Origin of the sequence: Pelagivirga sediminicola, assembly GCF_003072125.1 — a bacterium.
Lineage (GTDB): Bacteria > Pseudomonadota > Alphaproteobacteria > Rhodobacterales > Rhodobacteraceae > Roseovarius > Roseovarius sediminicola.
This window is the reverse complement of the sequence record NZ_QCYH01000002.1, coordinates 468,786-483,594: the sequence shown is the minus strand read 5'-3', so window position 1 is coordinate 483,594 and position 14,809 is coordinate 468,786. Positions and strand designations below refer to the sequence as shown.

Sequence of the window (14,809 nt, the reverse complement as noted above, 5' to 3'; positions counted from 1 at the left end):
GCGGGAATTTATTCCCTACTGACGCACAGATACCCCCTGCGAGGAACACCGCCCCTTGACCACCGAGCCACCCGTCATCGAGATCAGCAATCTGCACAAGGCCTACGGCTCGCTCGAAGTCATCAAGGGCGTGACCATCACCGCCCGGCGCGGCGATGTCGTCTCGCTGATCGGCTCGTCGGGGTCGGGCAAATCCACCATCCTGCGCTGCGCCAACCTTCTGGAGGACAGCCAGCAGGGCGATATCCTGTTCAAGGGCGAGCCTGTGCGCTGGACCGGCAGCGGCCTGAACCGCCGGCCCGCCGATCCCGCGCAGGTGCTGCGCATCCGCACGAACCTTGCCATGGTGTTCCAGCAGTTCAACCTGTGGGCGCATCTGACGATCCTGCAAAATGTGATGGAAGCGCCCGTCACCGTCCTGCGCCGCCCCCGTGCCGAGGTGGAGAAATCCGCCCGCGCCTATCTGGAGAAGGTCGGGATCGGCGACAAATGCGATGCCTATCCCGCGCAGCTTTCGGGCGGCCAGCAGCAACGCGCCGCCATCGCCCGCGCGCTGGCGATGGAGCCCGAGGCGCTGCTCTTCGACGAGCCGACATCGGCGCTGGATCCCGAACTGGAACAGGAAGTCATCCGCGTCATCAAGGATCTGGCCGCCGAGGGGCGCACCATGATGATCGTGACCCACGACATGAAGATGGCCCGCGATGTGAGTGACCATGTTGTCTTTCTCCATCAGGGGCTTATCGAGGAACAGGGCGATCCCGAAACGCTTTTCGGCGCCCCCAGATCAGAGCGGCTACGGCAGTTTCTCAGCTCGACCATGGCCGACTGAAACCCAACCAACCAAAGGGAGAAAACCAATGAAAAACCTCATCATCGCCGCCGCTGTGGCCAGCCTCACCGCTGGCGCGGCCTTCGCGCAGGATACCATCCGCCTCGGCACCGAAGGTGCCTATCCCCCCTTCAACTTCGTCAACGATTCGGGCGAGGTCGACGGGTTCGAGCGCGAGCTGGGTGACGAGCTGTGCAAGCGTGCCGAGCTGACCTGCACATGGGTCACCAACGAGTGGGACAGCATCATCCCGAACCTGACCTCGGGCAACTATGACGCGATCATCGCAGGCATGTCGATCACCGAAGAGCGCAAGAAGGATATCGACTTCACCTCCAACTACACCCAACCCGACCCGTCCTCCTACGTGGTCGCGCGCGAGGGCGTGGACCTGACCAGCCCGGACACGATCGTCGCGGCGCAGGCCAGCACCATCCAGTCCAGCCATGTCGCCTCGTCCGGCGCCACGCTGCTGGAATTCCCGACGCCCGAGGAAACCATGGCCGCCGTGCGCAACGGCGAGGCTGACGCGGTCCTGTCGGACAAGGCCTATGCCGTTCCCGTCACCGAAGAGGATGATGGCCTGATGATCGTCGGCGACGACATTCTTCTGGGCGAGGGCATGGCGCTGGGCATCCGCAAGAGCGACACCGAGCTGAACAAGAAGTTCTCGGACGCTATCGACGAGATGAAGGATGACGGCACGCTGAACGCGCTGATCGACAAGTGGCTCGAAGGCGCCGCCAAGTTCTGAGCGATCCGGATCGAGGGGGCCGCGCGCCCCCTCTTTCATCTTGGTTAAAATATTCGAAAATCCCAACCGCGCTTTGAGGTCCGCCATTTTCAGTTTCTGCACAGATCCCGAAACGCTCGGCACCTTTCGGTGGTTTGCCTGCTATTTCACGACCGGCAAGCAATGGGCCTTCTATTCCAGCTTCGGCACGGTGCTGCTGCTTCTGGCCATCACCGCGCCTGCCGCGCTGGCCTTCGGCTTTGGCGGTGCGATGGCCGCGCGGTCGCGGCTGCTGCCGCTGCGGATGCTGGGCAAGGGTTATATCGCGCTGGTGCGCGGCGTGCCCGACATCGTTTATTTCCTGTTTTTCGTCATCGCGCTCGATCAGGCGTTTGAATGGGTGCGTCACAAGGTGCTCTGCCCCGGCTGGGACCAGCCGATCCGCCAAGGCGCCGATTTCATCGTCTGCTCGGCGGCCAAGCTGCCCCTCGGCAACGCGCCGCAATGGGTGCATGAAACCTATGGCTTCGCGCTCGCTGTCCTGACCTTTGCCATCGTGTTCGGCGCCTTTGCCGCCAACGTCCTGTTCGGCGCCATGCGCGCCGTGCCGCGCGGCCAGATGGAGACGGCCGAAGCCTACGGCATGACGCGCCGCCAGGCGTTCCGCCGCATCCTCGTGCCGCAGATGTGGGTCTATGCGCTGCCGGGCCTGTCGAACCTGTGGATGGTGCTGATCAAGGCCACGCCGCTGCTGTTCCTGCTGGGGGTCGAGGATATCGTCTATTGGGCGCGCAGTCTGGGCGGCACGGCCAATCCGCGCTTTACCGATTATCCACATGGCGACTGGCGGGTGTGGTATTTCCTGGCGCTGCTGATCATCTATCTGCTATTCACCAAAGCCTCCGAAGTGGTGCTGGAGCGGATCATGACGCGGCTGACCCACGGACAGGCCACCACCGGCGGCGAAGCGCAGCGGAAGGCTGGCGCATGAGTTGCTGGCAAACCATCCAGGACTATGCCTTTCGCAGCCTCGGTTATGGCGAGCGGCTCTTGCCGCGCGGGGATTTCACGCTGTGCCAGCAGGTGACGCTGATCGGCTCGGGCATGATCTGGAACATCTATTTCGGCGTCATCGCCGTCTTTGTCGGCTTCTTCATCGCCACCGCTGTCGCGTTGGGCAAGGGCGCGGCCAATCCATGGATTCGCAAGCCCAGCGAATGGTTCATCTTCGTGCTGCGCGGCTCGCCGCTCTTCATACAGTTCTTCTTTGCCTATTTTCTGTTCCTCAGCCTCAAGAGCTTCAGCGCGGTTTTCGACGCCTTCACCTCGGCTTGGCTGGGCGCGCTGGTGGTGCTGGTACTGAACACCGCCGCCTATTCGGGCGAGATTTTCTATGGCGCGCTGCGCTCGATCCCCAAGGGCGATGTCGAGGCGGCGGATGCCTATGGCTTTTCCGGCTGGCGCCGGTTCCGGCGCATCATCTGGCCGACCATGCTGCGCCTTGCCTGGCCTGCCTATACCAACGAGGCGATTTTCCTGTTTCACGCCACGACGCTGGTCTTTCTCAGCGGCTTTCCCGCATGGCAGCAGCGCGGCGACGCGCTCTATTACGCCAGCTATTTTGCCGACAAGACGTTCAATCCCTTCGTGCCCTATCCCATCCTTGCCGGGTTCTTCATCCTGCTGACGCTGACCGTCACCAGCGTTTTCGGGCTGATCAACATGCGCCTCAACCGGCACCTGCCGCAGGAGCGGCGCGAGAAATTGAGGTTGCGCCTGAACCTGATCCGGTGAATCAATCCCTCCCACACGGAATGGACATCTCATGGACATCGAAAATTTCGGCACGTTTCGCGTGGCGGCCTGTGATCTGAACGGCCAGATGCGCGGAAAACGCATGCCGGCCAGCTATTTTTCCGGACTGGACCAGAACGGCGTTCGCATGCCGCTGTCGGTGCTGAACGTAGATATCAAGGGCGCCGATATCGAGAACAGCCCGCTGGTGTTCGAGACGGGCGATGCGGACGGGATCATGCGCCCCACCTCGCGCGGGCCGGTGCCGCTGCCGTGGCTGGACAGCCAGCAGCCGCTGGTCCCGATGCAGATGTATCTGGAGGATGGCACGCCCTTTTACGGCGATGCGCGCCACGCCCTCGCCCGCGTGCTGGAGCGGTATGCGGCGCGCGGCTGGCAGGTCATGGCCGCGACCGAGCTGGAATTCACGCTGGTCGATGACAGCGGCAAGCAGCTGAAGCATGTGCGCGATCCGCGCAACCGGCGCCGCATCGATGCGTCCGAGATCCTGTCGCTGACGCAGATGGACGCGTTCGATCCGTTTCTGTCGGCGCTTTACGAGGCGTGCGACGCGATGGGGATCGAGGCGCAGACCACCACGTCGGAGGCCGGTGTCGGCCAGTTCGAGATCACGCTGAACCATCAGGACGCGATGCGCGCGGCTGACGATACATGGCTGTTCAAGGCGCTCATTCGCGGCCTCGCGCATAAATACGACTGCGCCGCGACCTTCATGGCCAAACCTTTCGCGCAGGACAGCGGCAACGGCATGCACATGCATTTCTCGGTGCTGGACGCGGACGGCAACAACGTCTTCGACGATGGCGGGCCCAAGGGCACCGAAACGCTGCGCCATGCGATCGGCGGCTGCCTTGCGGCGATGCAGGGCTCGACATTGGTGTTTGCGCCGCATGCCAACAGCTATGCGCGGATGACGCCGGGCGCCCATGCGCCCACGGCGATCTGCTGGGCCTACGAGAACCGCACCGCGGCGATCCGAGTGCCCGGCGGCAGCCCCAGGGCGCGGCGGATCGAGCACCGCGTCGCGGGCGGCGACATCAACCCTTATCTCAGCTTTGCCGCCATCCTTGGCGCCGCCCTGATCGGGATCGAGGATGCGATGGACCCCGGCGCGCCGCTGTCGGGCAGCGCCTATGGCCAGGACCTGCCGCAACTGGCCACCGATTGGGCAAGCGCCGTCGATCTGTTTGAGGCGGATCTGCTGCTGCCCCGCATTTTCGAGCAGCGCCTGATCCGCAATTACGTCCAGACCAAGCGGCAGGAGATCGCCGTGATGGGCGAAATCGACGAATCGCACCACTGGAAGACCTATCTGGACAAGGTGTAACGCCTGCTCCACCAAACCCCTTGCCCGGCCGTTCCGGCTGCGCTACGCTTAATTTGATCAAATTATGAGGCCCTCCCTTGTCTGCCCCCCATCCTGCGCTCACCCCCGAGCCTGAAATGACGACGATCGGCATCCTTTTGACCGGCCATTCGCCTGACGAGATCCGGGCCGATCTGGGCGATTATGACGCCATGTTCGCCGAACTGCTGAAGGGGAATGGCCTGAGCTTTCGCACCTATGCGGTGGTCGATGGCGAGTTTCCGGACCGCCCGGACGAATGCGACGGCTGGCTGATCACCGGGTCCAAACACGGCGCCTACGAGCCGCATGACTGGATCCCGCCGCTGGAGCAGTTCATTCGTGATGTCTATGAGGACGGGCGCCCCATGGTCGGCGTCTGCTTTGGCCATCAGATCATCGCGCAGGCGATGGGCGGCACGGTCGAGAAATACTCCCACGGCTGGGCGGTCGGCCGTCAGGACTACATCATCGACGGTCAGCCGATGGCGCTGAACGCGTGGCATCAGGACCAGGTGACCAAACTGCCCGAAGGGGCCACCGTGATCGGGCAGAATGCCTTTTGCGACAATGCCGCCCTGCTCTATGGCGACCGCATCCTGACCGTGCAGCCGCACCCCGAGCATACTGACGAGTTCTTTACCCGTCTGGCCGAAAGCCGCGGACGGGGCCTTGTGCCCGACGAGGTGCTGGATGCCGCCATCGCGCGCGTCGGCCAACCAACGCAACATCAGATCATGGCCGACCGGATGGCGGCCTTCCTGAAAAGAGGTGCCTGAATGGCCGACTGGACCGACAACCTGCCGCAAGCGGCGCGCGAATATCTTGAGGGCAAGCGCCTGGACGAGGTGGAATGCATCATCTCGGACCTGCCGGGCATCGCGCGGGGCAAGGCCCTGCCCGCCTCGAAATTCGCCAAGCAGAAGCATTTCCACCTGCCCGATTCGATCTTTTTCCAGACCATCACCGGCGACTGGGGCGAGGCCGCGGGCGAGACGGGATTCATCGAGCAGGACATGATCCTTGTCCCCGATATGAGCACCGCCAGCGCCGCGCCCTGGACCGGCGACTGGACGCTGCAGGTGATCCATGATGCCTACGACCGCGACATGAAGCCGATCCCGTTTTCCCCGCGCAACGTGCTGCGCCGCGTGGTCGATGCCTATGCCGAGCGCGGGCTGGTCCCCGTCGTGGCGCCTGAAATGGAGTTCTATCTGGTCGGCCGAAATACCGACCCCGGTCAGGCGATCCAGCCGATGATGGGCCGCTCGGGCCGCCCCGCCGCGGCGCGGCAGGCCTATTCGATGACCGCCGTGGACGAATTCGGCCCCGTCATCGACGACATCTATGATTTCGCCGAGGCACAGGGTTTCGAGATTGACGGCATCACGCAGGAAGGCGGCGCCGGGCAGCTGGAGATCAACCTCGCCCATGGCGATCCGATCCAGCTGGCGGACGAGGTGTTCTATTTCAAGCGCCTCATCCGCGAGGCGGCGATGCGGCACAACTGCTTTGCCACCTTCATGGCCAAACCGATCGCCGAAGAGCCCGGATCGGCAATGCATATCCATCACTCGATCCTTGATGCCAAAACCGGCAAGAACGTGTTTTCGGACGATGACGGCAACGAAACCGACGCCTTCTATCACTTTATCGGCGGCATGCAGCGGCACCTGCCCAGCGCCATCGCGGTGCTGGCGCCCTACGTCAATTCCTACCGCCGCTACGTCAAGGATCACGCGGCGCCCATCAATCTGGACTGGGGCCGCGACAACCGCACGACCGGCATCCGCGTGCCGCTGGCCAGCGCCGATGCGCGGCGCGTCGAAAACCGGCTGGCGGGCATGGATTGCAACCCTTATCTGGGCATCGCCGCAAGCCTTGCCTGCGGTCTTCTGGGCCTTGAGGAAAAGCAGATGCCCGAGCCGGAATGCAAGACCGACAGCTATCAGGGCGAGGGCGACGTGCCGCAGGTTCTGGGCGATGCGCTGGATCTGTTCGAGGAGGCGCCGAAGCTGCACGAGATGCTGGGCCCCGAGTTTGCCCGCGTCTACAGCATCGTCAAGCGCGCCGAATACGAGGAATTCCTGCAGGTGATTTCCCCGTGGGAGCGCGAGCATCTGCTGCTGAACGTCTGATCCGATGGCGCTGAACCTTCTGCACAGCAACGACAAGGCGGGGCAATATCCGGCCAGCTGGTACGCCGCCACGGCGGACGCGCTGCCCGAATTTGCGCCGCTGACAGGCACGGCGCGCGCCGATGTGGTGGTCGTCGGCGCGGGCTATACCGGCCTGTCGGCGGCGCTGCATCTGGCCGAGGCCGGGATGGACGTGGCCCTGATGGAGGCGCAGCGCGTGGGTTTCGGCGCATCGGGTCGCAATGGCGGACAGCTCGGCAGCGGGCAGCGCATGGAGCAGACCGGGCTGGAGCGGCTGGTCGGCGATGCGGATGCCGCCAAGCTGTGGGAGCTGGCCGAAGATGCCAAGGATCTGGTCAAGTCGCTGATCGCAAAGCACGACATCGACTGCTATCTGGCCCCCGGCGTGGCGCATGCGTGCTTTACTGCAAGCGAAATGCAGCACGAGCACGCCTATGCCGATCATCTGGCCGCGCGCTATGGCTATCGGCAGATCACCAAGCTGGACCGCGACGCGATGCAGGCCTTGTGCCCCTCGCCCGCCTATCATGGCGGCATTCTGGACATGGGCGCGGCGCATCTGCACCCGCTGCGATACGCGCTTGGGCTTGCCCGCGCGGCCAAGGCGGCGGGCGTGCGCATCCATGAACGCAGCGAGGTGACCGCGATCGACGAGGGCGCGCGCGCCACGGTCCACACCAAGGAGGGCAAGATCAGCGCCGATCACGTCATCCTTGCGTGCAACGGATATCTGGGCGCGCTGAACCGCAAGGTTGCCAGCCGCGTCATGCCGATCAACAACTTCATCGCCGCCACCAAACCGCTGGGCGCGGACGCCGCGCGCGTGCTGACGCAGGATGTGGCGGTGGCGGACACCAAGTTCGTCGTGAATTACTTTCGCCTCAGCCATGACAAGCGGCTGCTTTTCGGCGGCGGCGAGAGCTATGGCTACCGCTTTCCGGCCGATATCGATGCGCTGGTGCGCAAGCCGATGGCCGAGATTTTCCCCCATCTGGCCGACGTGCAGATCGATTATGCCTGGGGCGGCACGCTGGCGATCACGATCAAGCGGATGCCGTATCTGGCGCGCCTTGCGCCCAATATCCTCAGCGCGTCGGGCTATTCGGGCCACGGCGTGGGCAGCGCGACCCATGCGGGGCAACTGATGGCAATGGCGGTGCGCGGTCAGGCGGACGGGTTCGACACGATGGCACGCGTGCCGGTCACGCCCTTTCCGGGCGGGCCTGCCCTGCGCACGCCGCTGCTGGCGCTTGCGATGACGTGGTATTCGCTGCGCGACCGGCTGGGGCTCTGACGCGGCTCAGAAGATCGCGGCGACGTCGTACATCACCGGCTCGAAACTGCGGCAAAGCGCGTGGATATCGCGGTTGCGCTTGCGCATCTCGTCGGTTCGCAGCATCGCCTGGAAATCCTCGCGCCGCTTCCACTGCGAATAATTGGCGATGCGCGTTTGCGCGTCGTTGATATGCAGGCCCGCGGAGATGAAGCCGGGCTGTTTCGAGATGAAATTCGCATAGGCGTCATTCAGGGCGTCAAGCAGATCCTGGGCGGTGCCGGGGGTCATCTCGAACGTGGTCAGGACGGTCTGGTGCGGGCTGGGGTGCTGAATCTGGGGCATGGCGCTTTCCTCGTGGTGGCGATTTCAGCCTAGCACCGCCAAAGTCATAGGCAAAGGCGAAGCGTCGGCTGCGCCCATCTGCGGGAGTTCACGTAACGCATCATCGAAATCGCAAACGGCGTTAACCGATCATTTACCAAGTTTAACGATTGTCGAGCCATGCGTCCGGCCCATGCCCTGCCCCTTGCCCTTTGCTGCCTGCTGGTGTGGCTCGCCAGTGGGCCCGCGCGTGCGGGCGCATGGCTGCGCGCGCCGGGTGACGGGTTTGCGTCGATGAGCCTCAAGATCATGGATGACGACACCGCCAAGACATATAGCACGTTTTACCTTGAATACGGGCTGAACCCCGATCTGACCGGGGGCCTCGACATCGGCAGCGACGAGACCGGCGAGTACAAGGCGCTGGCTTTCGTGCTGATGCCGCTGCTGCGCGACGAGTTGCACATCGCGTTCCAACTGGCCGCCGGCGTCATCGATGACGAACCCGCGCTGCGCCCCGGCATCTCCGTCGGGCGCGGCATCCGGATTTTCGGGCGGGACGGCTGGGCGAACCTCGACACGCGCGCCATCATCGTGCCGAAAGACGTGGATCTGGCCATCGATGCCACCCTTGGATGGACGATGTGGGAAGAGACCAAGATCATCTGGCAGGTCCAGCATGGCGGCTTTGTCCACGATCCCGATTTCCTGCGCGCCGCCGCCTCCGTCGTCTGGCAGATCTCGCCGGGCCGCCATATCGAGGTGGGCGCCACCACCAGTCTCAGCCACGCCGAGGATTTCGGGATACAATTGGGCATGTGGCAGTCCTTTTGACCTCGAAAAAGCCAGTTTTTCCTTTCGAGCCGGCGCCATTTCGTTTAAAAAACCCGAAAGTTCTTTTCGGAAAAGGTGAAACATGGCCTCCAGCGCCCTGCCCCCCAATACGTATGACGCCGAACCCATTCCCGCGGCCGCCCGCGAGGCGATCGAGGAGATGCTGCAATCGGGCGATCTGTTTCGCTATACGGCTTCCACGGATTCGCCCGTCGCCCTTCTGGAGCGGGAATTCGCGGCGGTCATGGGATCGCGCTATGCGCTGGCGGTCTCCAGCTGCTCGGCGGCGTTGTTTCTGTCGCTGAAGGCGCTGGACCTTCCGCGCGGGGCGCGCGTGCTGATCCCCGCGTTCACCTTTGCCGCCGTGCCATCGTCGATCATCCACGCCGATTGCGTGCCGGTCCTGTGCGAAGTGGGCGACAATTACCGCATCGACATGGCCGATTTCGAGGCGCGTCTGGACGGCGATATCAGCGCCGTCATCATCAGCCACATGCGCGGGCACACGTCCGACATGGACGCCATCATGGCGCTGTGTGATGCGCGCGGCGTGCCCGTCATCGAGGACGCGGCCCACTCGCTGGGCACCACATGGCACGGGCGCAATATCGGCACGATCGGCCGTCTGGGCTGTTTTTCGTTCCAGTCCTACAAGCTGCTGAATGCGGGCGAGGGCGGCATCATGATCACCGACGACGCCGATCTGGTGGCGCGCGCGGTCATCATGTCGGGCGCCTACGAGCATAACTGGGCCAAGCATATGGCCCATGGCGACAACGCGCTGAAGGATGCCTTTGCGCGCTGGCAGAACAAGCTGCCGCTTTACAATCTGCGCCTGAACAACCTCAGCGCCGCGATCATCCGCCCGCAGCTGGACGAGATCCCGCGCCGTGTGCGCGACGGGCGCCGCGGCCATGACCATGTCGCCGCCCTGCTGGAGCAGTCGCCATGGCTGACCGTCCCCGCGCCGCTGGCCCCCGAGGAGCGCGCGCCCGACTCGATCCAGTTCAACCTTGTCGGCATGGACGAGGACGCCGCGCGCGCCTTTGCCGAGGCCGCGGCCGCGCGCGGCGTCAAGGTGCAGATCTTTGGCCAGAGCCAGGACAATGCGCGCGCCTTCTGGAACTGGCAGTTCATTCCCGGAGACGTGCCCGATCTGCCGAAAACGCGCGCCATGCTGGCCCGCGCCTGCGACACGCGGCTGCCCGCCCGCCTGACGCGCGCGCAGCAGGACGCGATCGCAGGCGCCATTCTGGGCGCGGCCGAGGACGTCATGGGCACGGCGCGCGCCTACGGCACCTGAACACGCGCGTCACAGCACCGTGAGCGCGTCCTTCAGGAACGGATAGCGCTCAAGCGCGGGCGCGACGATGGCCTCCTGCAGGATCGGCTTGAGCGTGGCGGCGACATCGGCCGGCATGGATTGCAGCATATCCTTGCGAGCCGTCAGCACGATGGTGCGCGTGAGCGGCTGAAGCGGCAGCGGCAGCACGTCGATCTGATCGCAAAAGCGGCGCGCGCGCATCAGCGCCAAGGGCGGCAGGATGGTCCACCCGCTGCCCTGCCCGACCAGCGCAAGGATCGCGTGATAGCTGTCCATCTCGAACCGGTTGGGCAGGGCGATGTCCTGACGCGCCAGGTGCGAAGTGATCAGCCGCCCCATGTAATGGGCCTGCGTATACTGCACCAGCGGCAACTCCCGCAATTGGCCCAGAACGTCGCCGTCCGCATCAATCGCGCCGCGCGGCGCGGCGATGACAAACCCTTCGCGGATCAGGGGATGTATCTCGGCCCAGTCGGGCGCCGCGCCGAGCTGCGCCGCGACGATCACGTCGAGATCGCGCGCATCGAGCCGGTCCTGCAGCATGTGGCTCGCGCCGGTTTCCAGCTGAAACCGGCAGTCGGTCAGTCGGCCCGCCATATGCACCAGAAGGCGCGGCGTCACGTCGGCCTCGAAATCCTCGATCATGCCAAGGCGGAAAACCGTGAGCGCACTCAGGTCCGCCATGGCAAGCTCGGCGCGCGCCTGCGCGGCCTCGTTCAGAATGGTCTGCGCGCGGCGGTGCATGATCTCGCCCGCGCGGGTCAGGCGAAGGGGGCGCGCGCTGCGCTCCAGCAATGGCGCGCCAACGGCCGTTTCCAGATTGCTGATCTGCTGGCTGATCGTCGAGGCGCTGCTGCCAAGGCGCCGGGCGGCGGCGGAAATCGAGCGCTCGTCGGCGGCCGCCATGAACACCTCGATCCCCCACAGCGTGATGCGGCCGGGGCTGCCGGACATGCCCGGTTACTTGCCCATGCGGGCAAGCTGGCGCTGTAGCTCGGCCAGCTGGGCCTTGATCTCGTCCAGATCGCCGGTGTCGCCGCGTCCCTGCCCCTCGGCTTGGGCGCGCGCGCTCATGCCGCCAAGCCCGCCCAGTCCGCCGGTCATCGCCTTCATGAACGCCTCCTGCTGGGCGCGCATGGCCTCCATGCCGGGCATCTGGGCCATGGGATTGGCCTTGGTCATGTTCTCGAGCACCTTGGACTGGCCGTCGCGCAGCATCTCGAAACTTGCGGCAAGGAACTCCGGAACGATGCTGCCGGCCTGGGTGGTATAGCTGCGCACCAGATCGTTGAGCACGTTGATCGGAAGCACGTTTTCGCCCCGGCTTTCGTGTTCGGCAATGATCTGCAGCAGGTATTGGCGCGTCAGGTCATCGCCCGATTTCAGATCGATGATCTGCACATCGCGCCCGTCGCGAATGAATTGGCTGATATCGTCCAGCGTGACGTAATCGGACGTTTCGGTATTATACAGACGGCGGCTGGCGTAGCGTTTGATCAGCAGCGGCTTGTCGGTGTCGGCCACGGGCGGCTCTCCCAATGAAATGCAGCGGTGCAGCAAGCCTATGCGCTGCGCAGGCAAAAAGAAAGGGCGAGCCGCATTGCGGCCCGCCCTGTGAATATCACGCGCCCAACCGGGAGGAAGCGGGGCGTGATATGTCGCGCGCGAATTACTTCGCGGTGTTGCCTGCCTTGGCGGCAACCTTGCTCATGTCGTCGGTTGCTTTCTTGACGGCCTTGGAGGCGTCTTCCTGCATGTCACGGCCGGCCGACATCATCAGCTCGACAGTTTCCATCTGGACCTTCTTTGCAACTTCGGCGAATGCGGCCATGTTCTCGGCGGCAACTTCGGCGTTGGCAGAAGCGAAATCGCTCATCGCCTTGGCGTAGTCGGCCGGGTCGCTCTTGGCCTTGGACATTTCTGCCATTTTCTCAAGCGTCGACTTGGTCCAGTTGGTCTGGATCTCGGCCGACTTCTCGGCGGCGCTCAGGGCAACGCCCGACAGCTTCTCGCCCAGGGCGGCCTGGTTCTTGAACGTGTCTTCCATCGACTTGGTGTCGACGGGGAATGCGCCCATCATGTCTTTCATCATCGCGTTCATGTCTTGTGCCTTGGCCATGTTCATATTCCTCTTTAGCTAACGGCGGGGCATCCCGCCTTTTCTGCGTCTGCAAACAATATGGATGCTGCGTCGCGGCATTTCAAGGGTTTTTTTCTGCATTGCAGCATGGCGCGCCAAGACGTTGACGTAGCGTGATTTTCAGCGCGTGGCGCGTTTGCGCACATAATCGCCCGGTGCGTCCGCAAGCGGCGGATGGGCCGAATCGCCCGGCTCCCGCGTCGGCACCTCCTCGCCCGAGCGCGGGCGCAGCCATGCCTCCCAGCGGGGCCACCAGCTGCCTTCGGTGAATGTGGCGGCATCTTTCCAGGTGGCGGCGTCGCCGGACCAGTCGCCGTTGGTGTAATGCCCGTATTTCTTCTTGCTGGGCGGATTGACGATGCCCGCGATATGGCCCGATTGCGACACGATGAAGGTCCGATCTTTCGACGATGTCTTCTGCATCCCGCGATAGCAATCCTTCCACGGCGCGATGTGATCGGTCTCGCAGGTGACGGCCATCAGCGGCACGTCGATATCCGAAAGGCGCAGCGTCTTGCCCAGCAGATCAAAGCCCTTCGCGGCAAACGCGTTCTTCTGGCACAGCTCGCGCAGATATTGCCGCGTCATGCGTCCCGGCAGGTTGGCGCCATCGCCGTTCCAATACAGCAGATCGAAGGCGGGCGGCGTCTCGCCCATCATGTAGCTGCGGATCGCGGGCCTGTAGATCAGATCGTTCGAGCGCAAAAAGCTCATCGTGCGGCCCAGGATGAACGATCGCAGGATGCCTTGCGCCTCGACCTCGGCCTCGATCCCGTCGACGAAATCATCCTGCAGGAAGGGGGTGAACTCGCCTTGGTTGTCGAAATCGGTCAGCGCGGTAAAGAAGGTGGCCGAATTGATCGACGCGTCCCCCCGCGCCTTCATCAGCGACAGCGTCAGCGCCAGCGTCGTTCCGGCGATACAATAGCCGACGGCGTTGACCCGCTTTTGGCCGGTGATCGCCTTTACCTCGCGGATGGCGGCCAGATAGCCGTCCTCGACATATTGCTCCATGCCGATATCGGCGTGGCTCGCGTCCGGATTGACCCAGGAGACGACAAAGAGGGTATAGCCCTGCTCGGTGATCCACTTGATCAGGCTGTTCTGCGCCTTGAGGTCGAGAATGTAGAACTTGTTGATCCAGGGCGGAAAGATGATCAGTGGAATCTCCCGCACCTTCTGCGTGGCGGGCGCGTATTGGATCAGCTCCATCATTTCGTTGCGAAAGACGACTTTGCCCGGCGTCGTGGCAATATTGCCACCCAGCTCGAACGCGGTTTCGTCGGCGAGGCGCACGACCATCTCGCCGTCATTGGCCTCAAGATCCGCGACAAGGTTCTCCAGCCCCCGGACCAGGCTTTCGCCTTCGGTCTCGACCGCCTTTTCCAGCGCGTCGGGATTGGTGCCGAGGAAATTCGTGGGCGCCATCATGTCGACGATCTGCCGCGAGAAGTAATCAAGGCGCTTTTTCTCGACCGGGTCCAGATCGTCCACCTCTGCCACGGCATCGGCGACGGCCTTGGCGTTCAGCTCGTATTGCTCGCGGATATAGCGAAAATAGGGATGGGTGGTCCAAAGCGGGTTGGAAAACCGCTTGTCACGGGGCGGCTCGGCCTCGCCCGCAGCGGTGTCGCCGGTCAGCATCATCTGCTGGGCCTGCATGAACTGGCGCACCGACTGGCCCCAGTATTCCAGCTGGTTCTGATAGATCCGCGTGGGGTTCTCCATCGCCTCGGTCCAATAGGACGCGGCGGCCTTGGCAAACAGGTCCTGCGAAGGGGCGTTCAGCGTGGGATTTGCCGGTGTGCGTTTGGACAGCGCCGCGACAAGGCGCTGCGACAACGTCTCGACCCGGGCGAGATTCGCGGTCATGCGATCCAGCGTCTCACCTTGATTTTCGTCTGGCTCGTGCTGATTTGTTGCCATCTTAATCATTTCACCCTAGGTTTGCTGCTACGCAGCATTACGTCGCCGCGTTTCGGCCAGGCCGGCCAAGCGGCCGCGACACATACAGATAGGGCGTACCGCCC

The 14,809-nt window shown here is 63.8% G+C and carries 15 protein-coding genes; 10 read left to right on the top strand and 5 right to left on the bottom strand.

Annotated features, from left to right (window positions below; all coding sequences use genetic code 11):
• The first annotated feature begins 55 nt into the window (after positions 1-55).
• The 8 genes from DC366_RS06050 to DC366_RS06015 all read left to right on the top strand — a co-directional run bounded on the left by DC366_RS06050 (position 56) and on the right by DC366_RS06015 (position 8,178).
• Complete coding sequence (locus DC366_RS06050; protein WP_108691272.1) at positions 56-832, top strand: ABC transporter ATP-binding protein; 777 nt, start codon at positions 56-58, stop codon at positions 830-832.
• 28 nt (positions 833-860) lie between these two features.
• Entirely contained in the window at positions 861-1,586 is a 726-nt protein-coding gene (locus tag DC366_RS06045; protein ID WP_108691271.1) for a transporter substrate-binding domain-containing protein, read from the top strand.
• 85 nt (positions 1,587-1,671) lie between these two features.
• Positions 1,672-2,556: an ABC transporter permease gene (locus tag DC366_RS06040; protein ID WP_108691383.1), complete on the top strand. Its 885-nt coding sequence runs from the start codon at positions 1,672-1,674 to the stop codon at positions 2,554-2,556.
• On the top strand, positions 2,553-3,359 hold the full coding sequence (locus tag DC366_RS06035) for an ABC transporter permease (RefSeq protein WP_108691270.1): 807 nt from the start codon (positions 2,553-2,555) through the stop codon (positions 3,357-3,359). Before DC366_RS06040 ends, DC366_RS06035 begins: the two co-directional genes overlap by 4 nt.
• A 31-nt stretch (positions 3,360-3,390) precedes the next feature.
• A complete protein-coding gene (locus DC366_RS06030; protein ID WP_108691269.1) occupies positions 3,391-4,707 on the top strand; it encodes a glutamine synthetase family protein in 1,317 nt (438 codons plus the stop codon).
• A 77-nt stretch (positions 4,708-4,784) separates the two neighbouring features.
• A complete protein-coding gene (locus DC366_RS06025; protein WP_341476683.1) occupies positions 4,785-5,504 on the top strand; it encodes a type 1 glutamine amidotransferase in 720 nt (239 codons plus the stop codon).
• Positions 5,505-6,863: a glutamine synthetase family protein gene (locus DC366_RS06020; RefSeq protein WP_108691267.1), complete on the top strand. Its 1,359-nt coding sequence runs from the start codon at positions 5,505-5,507 to the stop codon at positions 6,861-6,863.
• Between the two features lie 10 nt (positions 6,864-6,873).
• Positions 6,874-8,178, top strand: a complete 1,305-nt coding sequence (locus tag DC366_RS06015; protein WP_108691382.1) for an NAD(P)/FAD-dependent oxidoreductase — start codon at positions 6,874-6,876, stop codon at positions 8,176-8,178.
• Between the two features lie 6 nt (positions 8,179-8,184).
• Here DC366_RS06015 and DC366_RS06010 read toward each other — a convergent pair whose 3' ends face one another.
• Positions 8,185-8,502 (bottom strand): antibiotic biosynthesis monooxygenase family protein, encoded by a 318-nt coding sequence (locus DC366_RS06010; RefSeq protein ID WP_108691266.1) that lies wholly within the window; start codon positions 8,500-8,502, stop codon positions 8,185-8,187.
• A 159-nt stretch (positions 8,503-8,661) separates the two neighbouring features.
• On the opposite strand from DC366_RS06010, the gene DC366_RS06005 reads away from it, so the two are divergent.
• Positions 8,662-9,315: a hypothetical protein gene (locus tag DC366_RS06005; RefSeq protein ID WP_108691265.1), complete on the top strand. Its 654-nt coding sequence runs from the start codon at positions 8,662-8,664 to the stop codon at positions 9,313-9,315.
• Positions 9,316-9,397: 82 nt separating this feature from the next.
• Complete coding sequence (locus DC366_RS06000; RefSeq protein WP_108691264.1) at positions 9,398-10,618, top strand: DegT/DnrJ/EryC1/StrS family aminotransferase; 1,221 nt, start codon at positions 9,398-9,400, stop codon at positions 10,616-10,618.
• Positions 10,619-10,627: 9 nt separating this feature from the next.
• On the opposite strand, the gene DC366_RS05995 is transcribed toward DC366_RS06000, so the two are convergent.
• From DC366_RS05995 to DC366_RS05980, 4 genes are all read right to left on the bottom strand, one after another.
• Entirely contained in the window at positions 10,628-11,593 is a 966-nt protein-coding gene (locus DC366_RS05995) for a LysR family transcriptional regulator (protein ID WP_108691263.1), read from the bottom strand.
• A gap of 6 nt (positions 11,594-11,599) precedes the next feature.
• The gene (phaR, locus tag DC366_RS05990; protein WP_108691262.1) at positions 11,600-12,163 is read right to left on the bottom strand and encodes a polyhydroxyalkanoate synthesis repressor PhaR; all 564 of its coding nucleotides are present in this window, start codon (positions 12,161-12,163) and stop codon (positions 11,600-11,602) included.
• A 145-nt stretch (positions 12,164-12,308) separates the two neighbouring features.
• Positions 12,309-12,758, bottom strand: a complete 450-nt coding sequence (locus tag DC366_RS05985) for a phasin, PhaP (RefSeq protein ID WP_108691261.1) — start codon at positions 12,756-12,758, stop codon at positions 12,309-12,311.
• A gap of 141 nt (positions 12,759-12,899) precedes the next feature.
• Positions 12,900-14,705: a PHA/PHB synthase family protein gene (locus DC366_RS05980; RefSeq protein ID WP_108691260.1), complete on the bottom strand. Its 1,806-nt coding sequence runs from the start codon at positions 14,703-14,705 to the stop codon at positions 12,900-12,902.
• Between the last annotated feature and the right edge of the window lie 104 nt (positions 14,706-14,809).